Annotated in this window: 12 protein-coding genes and 2 tRNA genes; 10 read left to right on the forward strand and 4 right to left on the reverse strand. The window is 68.9% G+C overall.

The window, feature by feature from the left end; all coding sequences use genetic code 11:
• Window positions 1-124 precede the first annotated feature (124 nt).
• The 7 genes from IM543_09650 (at window position 125) to IM543_09680 (ending at window position 7,782) form a co-directional block, all read left to right on the forward strand.
• Window positions 125-322 (forward strand): hypothetical protein, encoded by a 198-nt coding sequence (locus IM543_09650; GenBank protein ID QOY96065.1) that lies wholly within the window; start codon window positions 125-127, stop codon window positions 320-322.
• A gap of 141 nt (window positions 323-463) precedes the next feature.
• The gene (gene serS, locus IM543_09655) at window positions 464-1,759 is read left to right on the forward strand and encodes a serine--tRNA ligase (protein ID QOY96066.1); all 1,296 of its coding nucleotides are present in this window, start codon (window positions 464-466) and stop codon (window positions 1,757-1,759) included.
• 93 nt (window positions 1,760-1,852) lie between these two features.
• A tRNA-Ser gene (locus IM543_09660) sits at window positions 1,853-1,942 on the forward strand.
• 454 nt (window positions 1,943-2,396) lie between these two features.
• Window positions 2,397-3,890 carry an SEL1-like repeat protein gene (locus tag IM543_09665; protein QOY96067.1) on the forward strand — a complete coding sequence of 498 codons (1,494 nt, stop codon included), beginning with the start codon at window positions 2,397-2,399 and terminating at the stop codon, window positions 3,888-3,890.
• A gap of 130 nt (window positions 3,891-4,020) precedes the next feature.
• Window positions 4,021-4,110 (forward strand) — tRNA-Ser (locus IM543_09670).
• 653 nt (window positions 4,111-4,763) lie between these two features.
• On the forward strand, window positions 4,764-5,744 hold the full coding sequence (locus tag IM543_09675; protein QOY96068.1) for a PD40 domain-containing protein: 981 nt from the start codon (window positions 4,764-4,766) through the stop codon (window positions 5,742-5,744).
• A 175-nt stretch (window positions 5,745-5,919) separates the two neighbouring features.
• The gene (locus tag IM543_09680; GenBank protein QOY96603.1) at window positions 5,920-7,782 is read left to right on the forward strand and encodes an amidohydrolase family protein; all 1,863 of its coding nucleotides are present in this window, start codon (window positions 5,920-5,922) and stop codon (window positions 7,780-7,782) included.
• A 73-nt stretch (window positions 7,783-7,855) separates the two neighbouring features.
• Here IM543_09680 and IM543_09685 read toward each other — a convergent pair whose 3' ends face one another.
• Both IM543_09685 and IM543_09690 read right to left on the reverse strand, forming a co-directional pair.
• Window positions 7,856-9,193 (reverse strand): glucarate dehydratase, encoded by a 1,338-nt coding sequence (locus IM543_09685; GenBank protein QOY96604.1) that lies wholly within the window; start codon window positions 9,191-9,193, stop codon window positions 7,856-7,858.
• Between the two features lie 54 nt (window positions 9,194-9,247).
• Window positions 9,248-12,025 (reverse strand): glycosyl hydrolase 115 family protein, encoded by a 2,778-nt coding sequence (locus IM543_09690; protein QOY96069.1) that lies wholly within the window; start codon window positions 12,023-12,025, stop codon window positions 9,248-9,250.
• A gap of 208 nt (window positions 12,026-12,233) precedes the next feature.
• Between IM543_09690 and IM543_09695 the strand changes: the two genes are divergently transcribed.
• On the forward strand, window positions 12,234-12,941 hold the full coding sequence (locus IM543_09695; GenBank protein QOY96070.1) for a GntR family transcriptional regulator: 708 nt from the start codon (window positions 12,234-12,236) through the stop codon (window positions 12,939-12,941).
• A gap of 8 nt (window positions 12,942-12,949) precedes the next feature.
• Here IM543_09695 and IM543_09700 read toward each other — a convergent pair whose 3' ends face one another.
• The gene (locus IM543_09700) at window positions 12,950-15,688 is read right to left on the reverse strand and encodes a Tat pathway signal sequence domain protein (protein ID QOY96071.1); all 2,739 of its coding nucleotides are present in this window, start codon (window positions 15,686-15,688) and stop codon (window positions 12,950-12,952) included.
• A gap of 219 nt (window positions 15,689-15,907) precedes the next feature.
• Here IM543_09700 and IM543_09705 point away from each other — a divergent pair, with 219 nt between their 5' ends.
• A complete protein-coding gene (locus tag IM543_09705) occupies window positions 15,908-17,749 on the forward strand; it encodes a beta-glucuronidase (GenBank protein QOY96072.1) in 1,842 nt (613 codons plus the stop codon).
• 27 nt (window positions 17,750-17,776) lie between these two features.
• On the forward strand, window positions 17,777-19,117 hold the full coding sequence (gene gudD, locus IM543_09710; protein ID QOY96073.1) for a glucarate dehydratase: 1,341 nt from the start codon (window positions 17,777-17,779) through the stop codon (window positions 19,115-19,117).
• A 120-nt stretch (window positions 19,118-19,237) separates the two neighbouring features.
• On the opposite strand, the gene IM543_09715 is transcribed toward gudD, so the two are convergent.
• Complete coding sequence (locus IM543_09715) at window positions 19,238-20,647, reverse strand: sialate O-acetylesterase (protein ID QOY96605.1); 1,410 nt, start codon at window positions 20,645-20,647, stop codon at window positions 19,238-19,240.
• Window positions 20,648-20,649: the final 2 nt, after the last annotated feature.

Raw genomic sequence — 20,649 nt, forward strand, 5'->3', positions numbered from 1 at the left:
CGATCCCGCCGGTGCGCATTCTGGCCCGCGTTTTTTGCGCTTCATCGCAAGTCGATGGCGATGCTTCGGTCCGATCGGTAAAGTTCAAGCATACCGAATCATCTCTGACCTGAAGGAGCACACCATGAACATCCGCAAAAACTTCGAAGCCGTCTTCCTGTGCGCCGCCGCGCTGGGCCTGGTCGCCAGCTACGCCACCGCCGCCGCCCGTCCGGTCGACGTGGTCAAGCCGGACGCGGCAATCCTGATCGACTCGACCGTGCACGTGGTCGTGGTGAAGGCGCCGCGCCTGAGCGTGGCCGAAAAAACCGGCCTGAACTAAGCCTGCAAAGCGATGCAGGATGGGCTGGCGGGCAGCCCGGCAGGCGGGGATCAAACCCGAAGCCGAATCTCGCAAGAACTCGGATTAAATAGCGTTCGGCTTGGTACAATTGTGTTTTCGACATACGCAAGCGTCCCCGACATGATTGACATCCAACTTCTCCGCAAAGACATCGACACCGTCGCCGCGCGCCTGGCGACCCGCAAGTTCCAGCTCGACGTGGCCGGGTTCAACGCCCTCGAAGCCGAACGCAAAGCGATCCAGACGCGCACCGAGGAACTGCAGGGCAAGCGCAACGCGCTGTCCAAGCAGATCGGCATGATGAAGGGCAAGGGCGAGGACACCACGAGCGTGATGGCGGAAGTGGCCGGCCTGGGCGACGAGCTCAAGGCCAACGAAGCCTTGCTGGCCGAGGTGCAGGCAAGGCTGGCGCGCTTCATCGAAGCGGTGCCGAACCTGCCGCACGAGAGCACGCCCCAGGGTAACGACGAGTCGGGCAACGTCGAAGTGCGCAAGGTAGGCACGCCACGTACCTTCGACTTCGAGGTGAAGGACCACGTCGACATCGGCGAAAAGCTGGGCCTGGACTTCGACACCGCCACCAAGCTGACCGGTTCGCGCTTCTCGATGATGAAGGGCGGCATGGCGCGCCTGCACCGCGCGCTGGCGCAGTTCATGCTCGACACCCACACCGGCCAGCACGGCTACCAGGAATGCTACACCCCGTACATGGTCAACGCCGACTCGCTGCGCGGCACCGGCCAGCTGCCGAAGTTCGAAGCCGACCTGTTCTCGGTGAAGAAGGGCGGCGCGGAGGGCGAGGGCGAGCACTTCTACCTGATCCCGACCTCGGAAGTGTCGCTGACCAACGTGGTGCGCGACGAGATCGTGCCGCTCGACCAGCTGCCTTTGAAGATGACCGCGCATACCCCGTGCTTCCGCTCGGAAGCCGGCAGCTACGGCCGCGACACCCGCGGCATGATCCGCCAGCACCAGTTCGACAAGGTCGAGCTGGTCCAGGTGGTGCATCCGGACGCCTCGTACGCTGCGCTGGAAGAGATGGTGGGCCAGGCCGAGTTCATCCTGACCTCGCTGGGCCTGCCGTACCGCGTGATGCAGCTGTGCACCGGCGACATGGGCTTCTCGGCTTCCAAGACCTACGACCTCGAGGTCTGGCTGCCGGCGCAGAACACCTACCGCGAGATCTCCTCGCTGTCGAACTGCGAAGCCTTCCAGGCGCGCCGCATGCAGGCACGCTTCCGCAACGCCGCCGGCAAGCCGGAACTGCTGCACACCCTGAACGGCTCCGGCCTGGCCGTGGGCCGCACGCTGGTGGCGGTGCTCGAGAACTACCAGCAGCTTGATGGCAGCGTGATCATTCCGGAAGTGCTGCGCCCGTACATGGGCGGGCTGGAGCGCTTGAGCGCCGCTGCCTGAGTCGGTTTTCAAGGCCGCAGCAAATTGCTCTTCCGTTTTTGCAAGAGCATGGCTATAATGCGTGTCTCTTGCAGCGACCGCAACACCGATTTAGGAGAGGTGGCAGAGTGGTCGAATGTACCTGACTCGAAATCAGGCGTACGGGTGACCGTACCGTGGGTTCGAATCCCACCCTCTCCGCCAGAAAATGAAAAGGGCCCCACACGGGGCCCTTTTCATTTTTGGGTGGAGAGGAGCAAGGCCCCTGCGGGCCTTGCGTGTGGGATTCGAAGCCTCGCGCATACTTGCGCGAGGGCGGCCCGCGGCACGTGGGCGAATCCCACCGCGAAAAGAGCCCCTCAACGGGGCTCTTTTCGCTTCGGCGCATGCATGGCCGCGGCTCCAGCGGGCTCCCGTGTGGGATTCGAAGCTTGGCGCGTACTCGCGCCAAGGCGGCTCGCGGCACGTGGGCGAATCCCACGCGACAGGCGCCCCTCAACGGGGCGCCTGTCGCTTCGGCGCATGCGTCGCCGCAGCGTCTTTGCCAGCATCCAATCATTCCGCTGATCACTTCTCCCTTACCCCCAAAATAAGTTGGAAGTTCGTCACCCTTCCCGGCAAACTGATTGTTACGCATCCACTCGCCCCGGGCCCCATCGTGTTGAAACCTCTTCTCGGCACCGTCATGCTGTTAACGTTCGCGTCCGCCAATGCCCGGGAGCCCGCTCCCGAAGCCGACGGCCAGGTCGTCAAGATCAAAGCGTCCCGGTCGACCCCGACCGGCGAAGCCGCCAGGGTCTTCGCCGCCAAGCGCCGCGTCCTCAAGGGCACGCTGGCCCGGAAATGCGCGCTGGACAGCGCCTACCTGTCGGCACAGGACGACATGGACACCTACATCGAGCAGCGCGAGGAAATCCAGCAGCCCGAAGACATCCAGCCCAGCGAAACCGGTACGCCGATGCCGTCCCCGACCCTGCAGAAGTTCAACGGCAGCGCGCCGGACGGCGATGTATCGACCATGACCGACGCCTCGTCGCTCACCGGCGCGGCCTCCGGCAACAACGTGGGCCCGTGCGGGGTGGGCGAGCGCAGGTTCGCCGCAGGGCGCGAGCACATCATCCGCAAGGACAAGTCCTTCGCCGACGCGCTGGCGTGGCTCGACGCCGGGGAATACGACAAGGCGGCGGCCCTGCTGGAAGTCGCGTACAGCAAGATCGGTTATCCGGAAGCCGCCGTCCTGTTGGCCAAGCTGAGCCTGAATGGCCTGGGCATGCCGCGCAGTACCGACAAGGCCCTGTACTGGCTCGACCGGGCCGCCGGCGAGCGCTTCGATCCGCGCCGCGACATGCTGCGCTTCGATCCCAGGGATCCGCAGGCCATGAACGGCATGATCGAGGCCGCGCTGCTGCTGGCCCGCGTCCACCTGCACGGCATCGGCGGCGTGAAGAAAGACCCGGCGGCAGCGCGCAAGTGGTACGCCAGGGCCGCCAACTTCGGCTTCGTGCCGGCGCTGAACGCCCTGGGGCAGGCATCGCAGGCCGGGGTCGGCGGCGCCAGGGATCTCAAGCGGGCGCGCGACTACTTCGAGACAGCGGCGCAAGAAGGCTATGTTCCGGCCCAGTTCAACCTGGCCAGGCTGTACTACACCGGTGGCGAAGGTCTGGCGCGTGACGACAGGCTGGCGGCCGCGTGGTTCGCGCAGGCGGGCAAGTCCGGCCATGCCGACGCGCTGTATGCGATGGCCCGCATCCACGACCTGGGACAAGGCGTGCCGGCCGACGGGGCGAAGGCAATCGTGTACTACAAGGAAGCGGCCGTAAAAGGCGTGCCGGAGGCGCAGAGCGCGCTGGCTTCGTATTTCTATACGGGCGAACAGGTGCCGAAGAATCTCGAGACCGCGCGCAAGCTGTTCAACGCAGCCGCCATGCGCGGCCAGCTTGACGCGATGTTCAACCTCGCCGTGATGCTGGCCAACGGCGAGGGTGGGGACAAGGACCTGGGCATGGCCTATGTCTGGTTCAGCCTGGCCAAGGCCAGCGGCCACGAGCGGGCGGGGGCGGCGATTGCGCTGATTGCGCAGAAATTCTCGCCCGGCGAGCGCGCCAAGTCCGACGCGATCCTGAAGCCTTCTGCCGGCGGCGCCACGAAGTGAGGGTTTATTTCATGGTGCCGGGATGCCTTGCGGTTCAGCGTTAATGCGACGAAATACTTTCGTCTTCCATAAACGCTAAACAGCCGCTATAATGCGGCCTCGCTTACGGCGACCACGCAGCACCGATTCAGGAGAGGTGGCAGAGTGGTCGAATGTACCTGACTCGAAATCAGGCGTACGGGTGACCGTACCGTGGGTTCGAATCCCACCCTCTCCGCCAAAAAAGAAAAAGGGCCCCACCGGGGCCCTTTTTGTTTTTGGGCGGAGAGGAGCAAGGCCCCTGCGGGCCTTGCGTGTGGGATTCGAAGCCTCGCGCATACTTGCGCGAGGGCGGCCCGCGGCACGTGGGCGAATCCCACCGCGGAAAGAGCCCCTCAATGGGGCTCTTTTCGCTTCAGCGCATGCGCAGCCGCGGCCCCTGCGGGCTCCCAGTGGGATTCGAAGCCGTGCGCATACTTGCGCACGGGCGGCCCGCGGCACGTGGGCGAATCCCACGCGACGAGCGCCCCTCAATGGGGCGCTTGTCGCTTCGGAGCATGCACAGCCGCAGCCCCTGCCGGCCTTGCGCGTGAGACTCAAAACATGCACGACCGCAGCATCCGCCACACGTGCCGAACCTCCGTCCACAGCTCGGGTTCCCGCCATACCGTTGAGCACGGTCAGGCCGAATGCGATTAGCCTCCGTTTCCTTTCCAAGCAAACGCATCTGTCAGCCTTTCGTCAGACGCCCGGCCGAGGATCGATCTGTCAAGCCCGCACCATTCTGGTGCATTTTGGCAATCCATCCAGGAGGGAAACATGACTACCCTTAGCTTCCTGCGCAGTTCCAAGCACCCCCGCCTCAGCGCTCTCGCGCTGGCCGCCAGTGCCGCCTTGTTGTCCGCATGCCAGGCCCCAGGCGGCCGTATCGACCAGCTCAACAAGCTGCGCGGCCCCACGCACGACCTCACGGTCGAACTGCGCGAGGGCACCAACATGGCGGCCGCACCGTCGCCCGACGGGCGCCAGATCGTGTTCTCGGCCCAGGGCGCGCTGTGGATCATGCCGCGCGAGGGCGGGCAGGCCCGGCGCATCACCGGCTGGCGGGTCGAGCCGACAGCGCCGGTGTGGTCGCCCGACGGCAAGCGCATCGCCTTCCAGAACTATGCGCCGGAAGGGAACTTCCATATCTGGACCGTTTCGCCGGACGGGCGCCACCTGCGCGAGCACACCACCGGCCCCTTCGACGACCGCGAGCCTGCCTGGCTCCCCGACGGCAGCGGGCTGGTGTTCTCCTCGGACCGCGGCGGCGACGGCCAGTACAAGATCTGGCGCGTGGCCATCGATGGTGGCGCGCCGGTACAGGTCACCCAAGGCGCCGGCGCCGAGAGCAATCCGGTGGTGTCGCCGGACGGCACGCGCCTGGCCTATGTCGACGGCGCCAACGTCTTGACCGCGCCGCTGTCGGGCGGCACGCCGACGGTGGTGGCGCCCGGCGCCCCCGGCCTGGACCCCGGACGGCAGCGCGCTGGTCTACCAGAACGCGGCGCGCCAGCTGGTGGTGGGCGGCGCCGTGGTCACCAGCAACGAAGACATCTTCCCGTTCCCGGTGCGCTTCCTGCCGGACGGGCGCTTCCTGTACACGGCCGACGGGCATATTCGCGTGCGCGACGCGCAGGGCGCCAATCCGGTCGATGTGGGCTTTCGCGCCGAACTGCGGCTGCGCCGCCCGGTGCTGGGCCAGGGCAAGGACCGCGGCTTCGACAATGTCGGTCCGCGCAAGGTGAAGGGCATCAGCGCGCCGGCGCTGTCGCCGGACGGACGCAGCATCGCCTTCGTCGCCCTGAACGACGTCTGGACCATGCGCATCGGTGAAGACCCGGTGCGCCTGACCAATGACGCGGATCGCGACCTCCACCCCCAATGGACGGCGGATGGCGGCGCGGTCTACTTCTCGTCCGAGCGCAATAACGCCGGCCAGCTGGCGGTCGACCAGGTCGAGCTGGCGACGGGCGTGCGCACCCGGCTGGCGGCGATTCCCGGCCGCTCGATGTCCACGCCCAAGCTGTCGCCCGACGGCGCGCGCATCGCCTACACCACGCTCTCGGGCCAGCTCGAGATCTGGAACCGCGCCGCCGGAACCTTCGAAGTGATCCTGCCTTCAGTAAGCACCCAGGTCAGCACCCCACAATGGACGCCGGACGGGCAGCGCATCCTGGTCGTCGACAACGAGCGCATCAACAACCGTTTCCGCGAGGGCTACAACAAGCTGCGCGTGATCGACCTGGCCACCCGCAGCGCCACCTTCCATGCGGTGGCCCCCGCGCCGCGCCAGATCTCCGAACGCGACGAGGGCGCCGCCGCGCTCTCGCCCGACGGCGGCAAGCTCGCCTTCATCATGGACTCGCGCCTGTACGTGATCCCGGTGGACGCCAGCGGCACGCCGCTAGGGGAAGCGCGCCGCGTGGGCGACGACATCGCCGACCTGCCATCCTGGGGCGGCGACTCGCGCACCATCCTGTACAAGTCGGCCGAGCGCGTGCGCAGCGTGCGGGTGGACGGCAGCCACACCCGCGACATTCCCATCAAGCTGGAGTGGCGCCAGGCCGTGCCGCAGGGCCGCACCCTGATCCATGCCGGCAGCCTGTGGGACGGCGTCGGCACCAGCCTGCGCCACGACGTCGACATCGTGGTCCACGCCAACCGCATCGTCTCGGTGGCGCCGCACAGCGCGCACGCCGCCGATGTGCCGGTGGTCGACGCCAGCGGCCTGACCGTCATGCCGGGCCTGATCGAGACCCACCTGCATCCGCTGAGCCTGTACCAGGGCGGCCAGTTCGGCCAGGTGGCCCAGCTGATGCTGTCTTATGGGATCACCGCCGCGCAGTCGGTCGGCGGCCCGCTGCACCAAAGCGTGGAGCTGCGCGAGGCGCTGGCAGCCGGTAATCTGCTGGGGCCGCGCCTGTTCGTCTCGCCGCCGCTGTGGGAGGGCAACCGCCAGTTCTACAGCTTCGCGCGCACCCTGCGCACCCCCGCCATCGCGGAGCTCGAGATCGCCAAGGCCAAGCGCTTCGACGCCGACTTCCTGAAGAGCTACGTGCGGGCGCCGATCCCGATCATGGCGCGTATCGCACAAGGGGCGCTCGACCTGCGCGTACCGAGCGGCACCCACATGGTCCAGCCGGGCGCCGCCACCGGCCTGGGCGGCACCACCCACCTGTCGGCGACGCAGCGCATGGGCTACGGCTGGTCGAAGTCCCTGGCGCGCGCGATTACCTACCAGGATGCGGCCGAGGTCTACGGCAAGGGCGACTTCTTCCTGATCGACACCCTGTTCTCGGCCGGCGCGCTGGCCGGCCTGGACCCGGGCATCGTCACGGACCCGCGCTTCATCCTGGTGCCGCCCAACTTCGTGCCCGGCCTGCAGAACGCCCAGCCGCCCACCGCGACCCAACTGGCGTCGATCATCAACGACGCCACCCAGCAGGCCAAGGTGCGCGCGGCCGGCGCCCTGGTGGCCAACGGCACCGATTCGCCCTTGGTGGTGCCGGGTATCTCGCTGCACCTGAACATGCGCGGAGCCGCACTGGTGCAGGGCAACCTGGCGGCGCTGTATTCGGTGACGCGCGATGCCGCGCGCGTGGCCCTGGTCGACAAGGACCTGGGGACGGTGGAGCAGGGCAAGCTGGCCGACCTGATCGCCGTGGGCGGCGACCCGCTGCTTGATTTGCGGGCCGCGGCCGACGTGCGCTTCGTGGTGAAGAACGGCCGGGTGATCACGCAGGACGAGATCCTGGCGCCGGCGCGGACCCCGCAGCAGCTGGAGGCGCGCCAGCAGGCCCTGGCGGCCCAAGCGCGCCTGTGCCATGACGAGCCGCAGCACTGCGAAACGGGAGGGGAGCACGCGCACTGAGGCCGGTGCAGTGCCGCTGGTCCGCCGATACCCAAGGCATCGCTCGGGTATCGGCGGCGTGTGCCTGGGCGACTCAGCGTGCCAGACTCGGGCGCTTCGGATCGTAGGTCCATCCCGGGACCAGGTAGCGCATCGCCAGCGCATCGTCGCGCGCGCCCTGGCCCACCTTCCGGTACAGGGCGTGCGCGGCATCGATCCGCGCCATGTCCGGCGCGATGCCCAGGCCTGGCTTGTCCGGCACGACCACCGCGCCGCCGACGATCTGCAGCGGCTCGCGCGTGAGGCGTTCGAGGCCTTCCTGCCAGATCCAGTGGGTGTCGATCGCCGTGATGGCGCCCGGCGCGGCGGCCGCCGCGTGGGTGAACATGGCCAGCGACACGTCGAAGTGGTTGTTGGAATGCGAGCCCCAGGTCATGCCCCAGTCGTGGCACAACTGGGCCAGGCGCACCGAGCCGGCCATGGTCCAGAAGTGCGGGTCGGCCAGCGGAATGTCGACCGCGCCCAGCAGGTGCGCGTGGCCCATCTGGCGCCAGTCGGTGGCGACCATGTTGGTGGCGGTGCGCACGCTTGTTGCGCGCCTGAACTCCGCCATGATCTCGCGGCCCGAATAGCCGGCTTCCGGGCCGCAGGGGTCTTCGGCGTAGGCCAGCAGGTGGCCATATTCCTTGCCGACCTCGATCGCCTGCGCGAGCGACCAGGCGCCGTTCGGGTCGACCGTGCAGCTGGCGTCGGGGCGGCGGCGCTTGATCGTGGCGATCGCCTCCAGTTCGTCCTGCGGCGACATGACGCCGCCTTTCAGCTTGAAGTCGCGGAAGCCATAGCGCTCCGCGGCGGCGTCGGCCAGGTCGGCGATCGCTCCGGCGTCCATGGCGGCGCGCAGGCGCATGCCGTACCAGTCGTCGCCTCCGCGTGGCGCCAGGTAATCCAGGTCGGTGCGCGCGCTGTCGCCGATGTAGAACAGGTAAGCCAGCATCGGCACCCGTTCGCGCTGCTGGCCGGCGCCGAGCAGTTCGCAGACCGGCACCCCGAGGTGCTGGCCGAGCAGGTCGAGCAGGGCCGCCTCGACCGCGGTGATGACGTTGTCGAGCCGCAGGTTGATCTCGTGCGGCTGGCGTAGCACGGCCGCCTCGGCCGCGGAGCTGACCTGGTGCCGCATCGTACCCGCATGCGCCCCGTGGCTGGCGCGGATGGCGTTCAGGGTGCGCTGGTAGCGCGCCACCTCGCTGCCCACCACCAGCGGCACCGCGGCCTGCAGCGCCTTGCGGATGCCCTCGCCGCCGGGGACCTCGCCCATGCCGGTGTGGCCGTCGCTGCTTTCCAGCAGCACCAGGTTGCGGATGAACCAGGGGCCATGGGCGCCGCACAGGTTCAGGAGCATGCTGTCGCGCCCGGCGACAGGGATGACCCGCATGGCGGTCACGGTGGGGCTCGCGGATGGGCTGATCACCTTCACTGCTGTCTCCTTTCAGTCGCTGGGCGGCATGCCGTAGTAATGCGGGGCGCCGTCCATGACCACGTCGACCCGGTCGAGCACGACACCGGGGTCGAGCGCGAACACGCGCAGCGTATGCGGTCCGGGCGCGAGCCGGGCCACCGTGGTGGTGCGCACCGCCATGTTCGACAGCACGTTCTGCTTCCACTCGTCGCTGCGGCCGACCGTTGTGTAGTCGAGGGTCTGCAACGGGCCGTCGTCGAGCTGCACGGCAATACGCAGCCGGTGTTCCGACGTGAGCGCATGCACGGGCACGGCGACGAAGCGCAAGGTGGCGCCACCCTCGCTGCTGGTCTGGAAGCGATAGGCGAGCGTGGCCGCCGCAGCCGCCGCATTCGGCACACCCGCGGGCAGGTCGAGGCGGGCGCGCATGGCCCGTCCGGACGTGCCGAGGCCGGGCTGCGGCTCCCAGTCGCTGCCCGCCGACGCGCTGCCGGCCGGCAGCACCACGATCCGCTCGCGTTCAGCCGGCAAGGCGTCGCTGGCCGCAGCCTGCACCTGCAGGTTCAGCTTCACGGTCTTGCCGCCGCATCGCAGCGACAGGGACGGGCTGGCCGACCCGTCATACGCCAGCGTCAGGCGCTGTTCGTAGCCGTTGGCCGCATCCAGTTGCCCGTGCTGGATGTCGGCGCGCAGGCCCGCGGCGCCGGGCGCCGCCGACCATGCCACGGGCGTGCCCCCATAGCCGACCAGGGTCAGGCTGCGGCTGGCCTGGCGGCCGCGCGGCAGCACCAGCGTATTCGCCTCGCTTGAATGCGGGGCGGGATAGACCAGGCCGCAGCCGCGCCGTGTGGGGCCCGACGGCGCGCTCCAGGACGGATATGCGGGCTCGGCGAACACCGGCAGGCGGCGCGGCGCCATGTCCATCAGCCGCGCCCATTTGCCCTTGCCGAGCGCGTTGTAGGCCGCGGTATCCGCCACCAGCGCGGCGTGGGCCTCGCGCGCCTGGCGCACGTAGCGCGCGGGCGAGGGGCGGCCCTGCAGCGCGTATTCGGCGGCCAGGTCGAGTTTCAGGATACGCCTGTTCAGATTGGCGCTGGCACGGACCGGATACAGCACCAGCTGGAACCAGGCATCGCGCAGTGCGGCCGGCAGGCGTCGTTCCAGCGCTTCGGCGCGCGCCACCAGTGCCGCATAGCGCGCCAGGCGCCGCTCGGCCTCGTCGCCGCCGCTGCGGACGTAGTCGGTGCGGCGCACCGGGCGGGTCGGTTCGGTCTGGCTCCAACCCATGAACTCCGGACGGCGCTCCCAGGCCAGGCGGTAGTATTCCTGCTGGATCGCGGCGATTTCCCCCGCATGTTCTGCGCCGAAGCCCTGCGCGGCCCAGGCGGCCAGGTGGCGTGCCGGATCCTGGCGCAGCACGCCGGCATCGAAGGCGGCATCGAGGAAGTACTGGGTCAGGTATTCGCCGGGCTTGATGTCGCCCACGTTCAGTACCCACAGGCGGCGCGCGCCAGTGGTCCAGGCGCGCTGCAGCTGGTCGCGGATCAAGGCCGGATGGGTGGTGCCCAGCCACAGGTAGTCGTGCGGACGGCCCCAGTAGGAGATGTGGTAGTAGATGCCGTTGCCGCCCGGGCGCGCCGCTTCCTTTGCCGTGCCCAGTTGATGCAGGTAGCCGTAGTTATCGTCGGGCCACACCAGGCTCACGTCGTCCGGCACCTGCAGGCCGAGGTTGTAGTAGTCCAGCACTTCCTTGTACATCGTCAGCACGGTGGGGATGTTCCCTGCCGGCTTGCCCAGGCTGCGGCCGAGCATGTCGCGCTGCAGCTGGACCACCTGCTGCACGGTGTCGCGCGCGTGCTGCGGGCTGGTCGCGCCTTCCATGGCCGAATCGTGCACGCCGCGCAGGCCGAGGGTGTACACGTTCTCGAAACCCTTGACCTGGTCGATGCGTTCCTGCCAGTAGCCGAGCAGGCGTTCGCGGTTGCTGAAGAAGTTGAAGGCGCCGTCGGATTTTTTCCATTCGCCGACGTTATTGCGCAGCATCGGCTCGGCGTGTGAGCTGCCGACCACGATCGCATAGTCGTCGGCGGCCTGCGCATTGCCGGGCATCGTGTAGAAGGCGCGGGTCGAGTCGTGCATGGCGGGCCAGATCAGGTTCGCCTTCAGGCGCCACATCAGCTCGAACACGCGGGCGTAGGTCGCCGGGCCGATGTCCCCGGCCGGGTCGAACGTCCTGGCGGCCCAGGGCTGCAGGCCCCAGTCCTCGTCGTTGATGAAGATGCCGCGGTAGGCCACCGAGGGTGCCGGGGACAGGCGGTAGCCGCCGTCCAGGGCCACGGCGCCGCGTCGCGTCGGGCGCACGTCGGCCCACCATTCCCACGGCGAGACGCCCAGTTCGCGCGAGGCGTCGACCACGCCGTAGACGGCGCCGCGGCGGTCGGCTCCGGCGATCAGGAGCAGCTCGCGGCCCGCCAGGCGTCCGGCGGCGCGGATGTAGCGCTCCTGCTGGCCGGCGAGGGGCGCCAGGTCGACGCCCATGGCGCGCGCCGTTTCCTCCACCAGTGGCGATGCGGCCGTGCCGATCACGATGCAGCGCCGGCGGCAGTCGTCCAGGCTGTCGCTGCGGGTGGCGGCGAGGCCGGTCAACTGCCGCAGGTCGCGCCCGAGCAGGTCGCCCGCCAGGCGGGCAGTGACCTGCGGCTCGGTGACGATGTGGGGCAGGCGGCCGCCTGTGTCGAGGGCGAAGGGCTGGGCATGCAGGGCGCCGCTTGCGAGCAGCAGGCCGAGGGCGGGGAAGCGTCGTGTCATGACTGGTCGCGGGGGAGGGGGGGCTGATGTATTAGTGCGATTGTAGCGATGTCGACCAGGTAGAACCCGGCCGGCTCGAAATGATCACGCCTCTGATCGGTAGCCGGTCGGCGCGGCGGCACATGTCCCGGCCGGGGTGACGACTGTGCTAGCATCTTGGCAAAAAAATTCGATAACACGTCATGCTGCCAGCCCGAGGCTTCACCCCATGGAAACAATCGCATTCAGCGGCCCGTTCACCCTCGACCGGTCGCGCCATGCCGCGATCCAGGTCTACGAATACCTGCGTGAAGAAATCGTCAACCTGACGCTCAAGCCGGGAACGCTCCTGTCGCGCAACGAATTGTCCGCGCATTTCGACCTGTCGGTCACCCCCATCCGCGACGCCCTGATGCGGCTGGAAGAAGAAGGACTGGTCGACATCTACCCGCAGCATGCCACCCGCGTGCGCGGCATCAGCATCGCCTCGGCGCGCCAGGCCCACTTCCTGCGGCTGGCGGTCGAGCTCGAGGTGGTGCGCACGTTGGCGCAACAGAACGATGAGGCGCTCGCCCTGAGCCTGCAGAACCTGGTGCTCCAGCAGAAGGCGGCGCTCAAGGGCGGCGATCTCGCCGGCTTCCACCGCGTCGACCATGCCTTCCACCGCCAGCTGTACGCGGCGGCCGACGTCGAGGAGCTGTGGCGGCTGATGCGTCACCGCAGCGGCAACATGGACCGCCTGCGCCGCCTGCACCTGCCGCTCAACAACAAGGCCGAGTCGATCCTGAAGGACCATGCCGCGATCGCCGACGCCATTGGCCGCGGCGATGCCGCCGGCGCCGAGGCGGCGCTGCGCCGGCACCTGGCGGGTACGCTCTCCGAGCTCGACGCCCTGCGTGAGCAATACCCGGACTACTGGACGCCCGGAACAGACTGAGCCCAGGTTCAGGGCACCAGCCCGGCCGCGCGCGCCGCTTCGTCCAGCGTGCCTGCGCCCAGGGCCAGGTGCTGGATTGCCGCCAGGCCCCACTGCGCCGAGGCGTTGGTGCTGATGCCGGTCATCTCGTCGACCGGGCGCAGCAGGGCCGGGCCGCCGATGCGGCGCACCGTGTTGCGCGGGTCGTCGCGACTGAGCCAGCCGGAGGCGAAGAACTCGCGCCAGGCCCGCAGCGACAAGGCCCGTTCACGCAGCTGGTAAGCGGCGTAGGCGGTCATGCGCGAATTGGTGTCGCTCATGCCGCGCCCGCCCGGAACGCTCCCCAGCAGCGCCATGATCTCCTCGCGCGGCGCGTTGTAGGTGCGGCAGTACTGCAGCCAGGCCTGGCGGTATGCGGGCACGTCCACCAGCGTGAGCAGCTCGGAATTCATCTCGACCACGCCGAACACGCCATTCAGGTTGGAGAACGATGCCTTGTCGCCCGGCCCCTGGAAGCGGCCGGTCGTGTGGTCGTAGGGCGCGCCGGCGGCGAACCACCCGACCTTGAGCGCGGCGATGCTGCGCATGCCGGCCACGATCTTGTCGCGCCAGCGGGTGTCCCCGGTGCGCTCCCATTCGGCCAGCCAGGCCGAGATCAATGAACCCCACACGGTGCCGAAGGAGGCGCCGACGAAGGCATCCGGCCGGGCGCCGGCAGTCTTGAGCTTGCGCGAGATGTAGACCTGGTGCAGGTCCCGGTCCGAATCGAGCAGCTCGCGCATCAGGTCGCCCACGCGCTCGTCCGCCGTCAGGAAGTAGTAGATGCGGCGATAGGCGGCGTTCGAGACGCGCGGCTGCTTCGACGAATCCGACCAGTGCTGCACGCCATGGCGCGTGCCGAAGCCCTTGAAGCGGCCCAGGTGGTAGACGTCGACTTCGCCGGTATGGCGCGTCATCGCTTCGGCCAGGCGGAACAGGTCGGCCCTGCCGCTGCGCAGGTAGCTGTACCACAAGAACAGGTCGGTCGACAGCTCGGAATTGTCCCAGGCATAGCCGCCGATGTCGTAGCGCCACATGTGGCGGTCGCTGTCGTAGGTATGCATCACGTCGCCGTAGGACCAGAAGCCATACCAGCGCTGCTGCTCGACTTCGCGCAGGTACTGGTCCAGCTGCAGGGCCAGGCGCTCCTCGATCAGCTTGCGCGCAGGCGTGCCGGTATCGACCGGGTCCCAGTCGCCGAACACGCCGCACTGGTGGATGCGCTGCGGCGCCAGCACCAGGCGTGCCGGCCGCGCGACCGACTCGGCCATGTCCGACAGCGCCTGGTGCGGTGGCGTGGACGCCAGCACCCACAGCTGCAGTTCCGAGCTGCGGGCGATGCCGGTGGCCGAGTCCCAGCCGGCTTCGTAGTCTTCGTAGGTGATGTTCAGGCCGGCGATCTGCTTCTCGTGGGTGTCCATGCCGTCCTCGCCACGGTAGGAGCGCAGGTCCATGGCCGGCGCCGAAGGCGCCCACATCCAGGCGGTCACCTCGGCCATCGGGGTGGCGGCCTGGCGCACGTCCAGCTGCACCGGCGCGCGCTGCCAGAAGTCCTTCAGTCCCAGGGCGACGCCGCCGGAGGCGCCGCCGGCGTACAGCAATCCCTTGCTGCGGGTGCCGGCGTTGGCATTGATCCAGGCGCGGCCCGAACCGAGGCGCTTTTGCAGCGTGAAGCCGTCGGGCGAGCGCTGCGTGAGCGAGAAGTCGCCCCATTCCGGGATCCACCGCAGGCCGTCCTGGACCGGCCTGGCCATCCCCGCCAGCGGCGGCAGCGCCGCGCCGGCCACCTGCGCGGCGCGGTAGGCCTGGCCCGGATCGCGGCGCAGGCCGGTCACCGGCCGTACCGCCTCGCCCCAGACGCCGACGCCTTCGCCCGAGAAGCGCACGTGCCGGTCGTAGGTCGGGTCGCTCATCGGCACCTGGGCCGTCACGCCCAGGCCGGCGATGAAGTCCTTGCCTGGTTCGCCGTCGTAGACGAAGGAGTGCACGATGCGCACGCTGTCGGACCCGGTATAGAAGTACAGGCGCACCGAAAAGGGCAGCCAGTCGCGGCTGCCGTTGCCGTGCATGCCGTCGATCTTGAGCACGGCGCGTACCGGCCCGGCCTGTTCGACCTTCACCCCGCTGATCCTGCTGGTGAAGCGCTGGCGCGCGACGCTGCCGCCGGTTTCCAGCTGCGGGCCGTCCTGGCGCAGCGCCACCAGTTTCAGGTTCTGCATCGTGACGCGTCCGGCGCGGCTGGCGCTGCGCACCAGAACCTCGCCCGCGGACGGTATGGTCCACGTCAGTTCGCCGGCGGTGACGAGCACGCCGTCCGCGGTTTCCTTGACGGTGAGGGTGCCGCGCGCCGGGGCGCCGTGCGCCAGGTTCCAGCCGTCTCCGCTGGCGCCGCCGGCGACGGCATGGGCGGTCCACTTCAGCGAACCGTCCGGCCACCAGCCCAGCGGCCAGGACTGCATGGCGGGGCCGTTCGCACCCAGCGTGAAGTCGAGCCGCTTGTGCGCCGGCAGGCGCAGGGTGCCGCGCGGCCAGGGCACGCCAAAGGTGCAGCCCTCGAAGCGGGCCGGCGCCTCGCCGTCCAGCCAGTGCAGGGCGGTGTTGTCGACCGGTGCCGGCCTGGCGCCGGTATTCGCGGTGACCGCGCCGGACAGGCCGGGAATGGAAGCCAGAAGGGGAAGGGCGCTTGCCGAGCGCAGGAAGCGCCGGCGGGATGGGGTGTATGCAGTCATGTCTCCGGGGCGGCCTGCGCCGCACTAATATATTAGCGGTTGGTCGACGATAGTATCGGAGACCTGCCGAGCGGTCTGCTCAAGCCGATGAGTGAATGCGCACGGCGATTGCTGCGGGCGATAAAAAACACTAATATATCAGCGAAATGCAGAGCAGTGCCTTGCGTTGCGCTGTGGTTCTGCTCACCCGCCAACCCGCCTACCCGATGAAGCTCGCACATGAACAAACTGATCGCCGCATTCTGGATTGTTGTCGGCGCGCTGGCCGCCATGCCGGCAACGGCGCAAGACCTGCGCCCCGCCTTCCTGCTCACCGGCTCGCTGCACCGCGACAGCCAGGACCTGTCCGGCCAATGGACCTATTCGAAAGACCTGTACCGCACCGGCCTCACCGACATCAACGGCTGGGTCGCGAAGTCGCGCATGCAGCGCTACCGCGACATCGACGTTGCAGCAGTCGAGGCGAGCGGCGGGACCGATTTCTTCGAGTTCGACCTCGACCGCGGTCCGATCATCCAGATCCCGGGCGCGTGGAACGCGGCGCAGCCCGAGCTGCGCTATTACGACGGCCTGATCTGGTTCCAGCGCAAGTTCAGCGCCCGGCCAGCTTCCGGCAAGCGCGCATTCCTGCGCTTCGAAGCGGTGAACTACCGCGCCTGGGTCTACCTGAACGGCAAGGAGGTCGGGCGCCATGAGGGCGGCTTCACGCCCTTCGTGCTGGAAGTGACCGACGCGCTGCGGGCCGGCGAGAACCGCCTGGTGGTGGGCGTCGATTCGACCCACGACGCGCAGTCGATCCCGACCTCCATCACCGACTGGGACCTGTACGGCGGCATCACCCGCCCGGTGCGCCTGATCACCACCCCTGACACCTTCATCGACGACGCCATGCTCAGGCTGCGTCCGGACGGCCGCATCGCCGGCGAAGTGCGCCTGCAGGGGCCGCGGGCCGCCCGGCAGGCGGTCACGGTGGCCATCGGATCGCTCGCCACCGCACGCGCCGTCACCGATGCCGATGGCCGCGCCAGCTTCGAACTGGTGGCGCCGACAGGCCTGCAACGCTGGTCGCCCGAGCAGCCGACCCTGTACGACGTACGCGTGGAGGCGGCCGGCGACGCGCTGCGCGATCGCGTCGGTTTCCGCACCATCGCGGTCAAAGGGAACCAGATCCTCCTGAACGGCAAGCCGATCTGGCTGCGCGGCATCTCGCTGCACGAAGAAGAGTTCGGGCCCAACCCGGCGCGCAACATGACGGAACCGGCCGCGCGCGCACTGCTGCACGAGATCAAGCATGGCCTCGGCGGCAACTATGTGCGCCTCTCGCACTACCCGCATTCGGAAACGACCCTGCGCCTGGCCGACGAGATGGGCCTGCTGGTGTGGAGCGAGATTCCGGTGTACTGGACCGTCGACTGGGACAACCCGGCCGTGCTGCGCAAGGCGCTGGCGATGCAGGCCGAGACCATCTACCGCGACCGTAACCGCGCCTCCGTCATCCTCTGGAGCGTCGGCAACGAGACGCCGGTGTCGCCGGCGCGCACGCGCTTCCACAGCGCCATGGCCGACAACGTGCGCCGGCTCGACCCGAGCCGCCTGGTCAGCGCGGCCCTGCTGGTCAAGCACGACGGCGCGGCGCTGGTCATCGACGACCCGCTGGTCGACAAGCTCGATGTCCTGGCGGTGAACACCTATGCCGGCTGGTACGGCGCCGACACGCTCGAGGCGGTGGCGAAGCTGAAGTGGAAGGTGCCCGCCGACCGCCCGCTGATCCTGTCCGAGTTCGGCGCCGACGCGCTGGCCGGATACAGGGGTCAAACGCCTGACGGCATGAAGAAGTTCACCGAGGACTACCAGGCCGAGTACTACCGCCAGACCCTGGCCATGGCCGAGCAGATTCCGACGCTGCGCGGCATGTCGCCCTGGATCCTGAAGGATTTCCGATCGCCGCGCCGCGAACACCCGGTGTTCCAGAACGGCTGGAACCGCAAGGGCATCCTGTCCGAGACCGGCGTGCGCAAGCAGGCATTCAAGGTGCTGGCCGACTACTACCGCAACAAATAACACGCAACACATCAACTGGAGTCATGCATGAATAGCAAGCTTACCGGTGCGCCGGTCATCACTGCCCTGCGGGTCGTCCCCGTTGCGGGCCAGGACAGCATGCTGATGAACCTGAGCGGCGCCCACGGCCCCTGGTTCACCCGCAACGTCGTGGTGCTGACTGACAGCGCCGGCAATACGGGCCTGGGCGAGGTGCCGGGCGGAGAGTCGATCCGCCAGACCCTGGAAGACGCATGCCCGCTCATCCTCGGCAAGTCGCTGGGCGACTACAAGGCCGTGCTGAACGCGATCCGCACCAGCTTCGCCGGCCGCGACGCGGGCGGGCGCGGCCTGCAGACCTTCGACCTGCGCACCACGATTCACGCCGTCACGGCGGTGGAATCCTGCTTCCTCGACCTGCTCGGGCAGTTCATGAACGTGCCGGTGGCTGCCTTGCTCGGGGAGGGCCAGCAGCGCGAGGCGGTGCCGATGCTGGGCTACCTGTTCTACATCGGCGAGCGGCGGCGCACCGCGCTGCCCTACCGCAGCGAAGAGAGTGCGGACGATGCCTGGTTCCGGCTGCGCAACGAAGAGGCGATGAGTCCCGAAGCGGTGGTGGCGCTGGCCGAGGCGGCACAGGCGCGCTACGGCTTCCAGGACTTCAAGCTCAAGGGCGGCGTGCTGTCGGGCGACGCGGAGATGGAAGCGGCGCTGGCCTTGCATGAACGCTTTCCGGAGGCGCGCGTCACGCTCGACCCGAACGGCGCCTGGTCGCTGGCCGACGCGGTGCGCCTGTGCCGCGACAAGCATGGCGTGCTGGCCTACGCCGAAGACCCCTGCGGCGCCGAGAACGGCTTCTCGGGGCGCGAGGTCATGGCCGAGTTCCGGCGCGCCACCGGCCTGCTCACCGCCACCAACATGATCGCCACCGACTGGCGCCAGATGGCGCATGCGATCCAGCTCCAGTCGGTCGACATCCCGCTGGCCGACCCGCACTTCTGGACCATGCAGGGTTCGGTGCGCGTGGCGCAGTTGTGCGATATGTTCGGCCTGACCTGGGGCTCGCACTCGAACAACCACTTCGACATCTCGCTGGCCATGTTCACCCACGTGGGCGCGGCCGCGCCGGGCCGGGTGACGGCGATCGACACGCACTGGATCTGGCAGGACGGCCAGCGACTCACGAAAGAGCCGCCCCGCATCGAAGGCGGCGCGGTCAAGGTGCCGGCCCGGCCCGGCCTGGGCATCGAGCTCGATGTCGATGCGCTCGCGGCGGCGCACCAGGCCTATCGCAACATGGGCCTGGGCGCGCGCGACGATGCGGCGGCCATGCAGTACCTGATCCCAAACTGGAAGTTCGACAACAAGCGGCCCTGCATGCTGCGCTGAATGCAGGGTGGGCCGGGGAAGGGAGGACGCCAAGCCGGCCGCGCGACTGGCACCAGGCGCGCTGTGGCTGCGCATGTTGTGCTTGAACGCGTGGGCGGGGAACCCGCCCACCCTACCAGCTTACCGGGACGGCGGCGGCGCCGGAATCGGATGTTCCGACCGGAAGGGCAGCGCCGGCAGTCCGGCGCGATTGACCAGGTTCGGCGTCGCCGCCTCATGCCAGCCGAAGCGCACCGACTTCGGGTCCGCCACCAGCGGGCTGCTGGCGACCACCTCGCTGCCGACGATGGCCGCCGTGGCCGGGTGGTATTGGCCGTCGCTGCCTGCGATCTCGAACCAGTCGAGCGGCTTGCCGTCGCGCGCGGCCAGTCCCCCGGCATGGTCGAAGCTGAGGATTGCCTGTCCGTCCGTGAAGCGCACCGCGCGAAAGCGCGGGCCGAAGGGCTCGATACCGGGACGGCCATAGCTCAGGGCCAGGGCAAGGTTCGCCAGGCGCAGCCCGACACTGCGCTTGTCGCGCGGGTGGATGTCGCGCAGGTCGTCGGCCAGGTCGGTGGTGACGATCATCGCCGTGTGCGGGATGCGCAGGGCATCGGCCTGGGCTTCGCGCAGGCGCGGCAGCGATTCGGCGCCGTGCAGGACCTGGTCGGCGCGCACGACGGAATACAGGTGCGGCGCCAGCTGCACATAGTAGAAGGGCAGCTCGCGCTCGAAGGCGCGGCGCCATCGCGCGATCATCGCTTCCATCTTCGGCGTGTAGGCCGGGCCGTCGTCGGTGCCCAGGATGTTCGATTCGCCCTGGTACCACAAGGCCCCCTTGAGGGCGAACGGCGCCAGGCCGGCGACCATGCCGTTGTACATCGTGGCGGGCCTGTCCTTGCGTTCGGGCGGCAGGGTGTGCGGCGCAAGCGGTTCCGTCGGCGTCCAGGATTCGATGCGGGTGCCGCCCCAGGTCGCGTCGATCAGGCCCACCGGCGTGCCCAGCGCCGACTTCAGGCGGCGGCCGAAGTGATACGCGGCGGCCGAGAATTCGCTCGCCACGACCGAGGCCGGCGTGCTGCGCACCCAGGCGCCCTGGACATCGTCCGCGGGCCGCTCGGCCTTGCTCTTGGCTACCTTGAACAGGCGCATGTCGGGCTGGTCGGCGTCGGCGATGGCCTCCTCGGCGCCGAAGGTCGGGCGCTGGCCGCGCTTCTCGCCGAGCGGTTTTTCCATGTTCGACTGGCCCGAGGCCAGCCACACCTCGCCGACCAGCACGTCGTTCACCACGAGCTCGTTGGCCTCGCCGCGCACCGCCAGCAGGCCGGGCGCCTGCGTGGCGCCGCTCAGGTCGAGATCGACGCGCCAGCGGCCATCCGGCCCGGCGCGCGTGCTGCGCGACTGGCTGCCGAAGCGCACCGTCACCGCTTCGTCCGGCGCAGCCCAGCCCCACACCGGCACCCGGGCGGCGCGCTGCAGCACCATGTGGTCGGACAGGATGGCCGGCAGCCTGACCTCGGCGCCGGCCGGCAGCGCCAGGACGCCCAGCATGA

It is taken from the genome of Massilia sp. UMI-21, from assembly GCA_015277795.1.
Taxonomy (GTDB): Bacteria; Pseudomonadota; Gammaproteobacteria; order Burkholderiales; family Burkholderiaceae_D; genus Telluria.